Origin of the sequence: Vibrio sp. bablab_jr001 (assembly GCF_016464285.1) — a bacterium.
In the GTDB taxonomy this organism is placed as follows: domain Bacteria; phylum Pseudomonadota; class Gammaproteobacteria; order Enterobacterales; family Vibrionaceae; genus Vibrio; species Vibrio fluvialis.
Genome location: NZ_JACDWZ010000031.1, coordinates 1 through 865 on the forward strand (window position 1 = coordinate 1; position 865 = coordinate 865).

The 865-nt window shown below is 48.4% G+C and carries 7 tRNA genes; all 7 read left to right on the plus strand.

What is annotated here, in order from left to right:
- The first annotated feature begins 38 nt into the window (after positions 1-38).
- The 7 genes from JIG40_RS01920 to JIG40_RS01950 all read left to right on the plus strand — a co-directional run bounded on the left by JIG40_RS01920 (position 39) and on the right by JIG40_RS01950 (position 837).
- A tRNA-Gln gene (locus JIG40_RS01920) sits at positions 39-113 on the plus strand.
- Between the two features lie 41 nt (positions 114-154).
- Positions 155-241: transfer RNA gene (locus JIG40_RS01925), tRNA-Leu, on the plus strand.
- A 16-nt stretch (positions 242-257) separates the two neighbouring features.
- Positions 258-332 (plus strand) — tRNA-Gln (locus JIG40_RS01930).
- 82 nt (positions 333-414) lie between these two features.
- A tRNA-Met gene (locus JIG40_RS01935) sits at positions 415-491 on the plus strand.
- Positions 492-537: 46 nt separating this feature from the next.
- Positions 538-622, plus strand: a tRNA-Leu gene (locus tag JIG40_RS01940).
- 28 nt (positions 623-650) lie between these two features.
- Positions 651-735, plus strand: a tRNA-Leu gene (locus JIG40_RS01945).
- Positions 736-762: 27 nt separating this feature from the next.
- Positions 763-837, plus strand: a tRNA-Gln gene (locus JIG40_RS01950).
- Positions 838-865 lie beyond the last annotated feature (28 nt).

The following is an 865-nucleotide window of genomic DNA, read 5'->3' on the forward strand; positions in this document are numbered from 1 at the left end:
CTTCCGCACCATATTCAGATAACGAAAGTTATCGCTGTAGGTCTATCGCCAAGCGGTAAGGCAGCGGCTTTTGATGCCGCCATTCCCTGGTTCGAATCCAGGTAGACCTGCCATATTACACCTTGTCTGAGGTTATCAGACGCATACTGAATTTGCGGTGGTGGCGGAATTGGTAGACGCGCTAGCTTCAGGTGCTAGTGTCCGTTAGGACGTGAGGGTTCAAGTCCCTCCCTCCGCACCAAATTCAGTATATTTGTAGGTCTATCGCCAAGCGGTAAGGCAGCGGCTTTTGATGCCGCCATTCCCTGGTTCGAATCCAGGTAGACCTGCCATAATTCTTTAAGTTTCAATACGATGTAAAAACTATTGGAACTACAGACGAGATTGTATTATAGTTTCTCGCTCTGAAAAGATGGCTACGTAGCTCAGCTGGTTAGAGCACATCACTCATAATGATGGGGTCACAGGTTCGAATCCCGTCGTAGCCACCATTTATTTCGAGTTAACAACTTAAGTTGCGACTCTGAATACCGGGACGCGGAAGTGGCGAAATTGGTAGACGCACCAGATTTAGGTTCTGGCGCCGTAAGGTGTGAGAGTTCAAGTCTCTCCTTCCGCACCATCATCCCGATATTCTAAAAACTGTTTCTGCGGAAGTGGCGAAATTGGTAGACGCACCAGATTTAGGTTCTGGCGCCGCAAGGTGTAAGAGTTCAAGTCTCTTCTTCCGCACCATATTCAGATAACGAAAGTTATCGCTGTAGGTCTATCGCCAAGCGGTAAGGCAGCGGCTTTTGATGCCGCCATTCCCTGGTTCGAATCCAGGTAGACCTGCCATATTACACCTTGTCTGAGGTTATCAGAC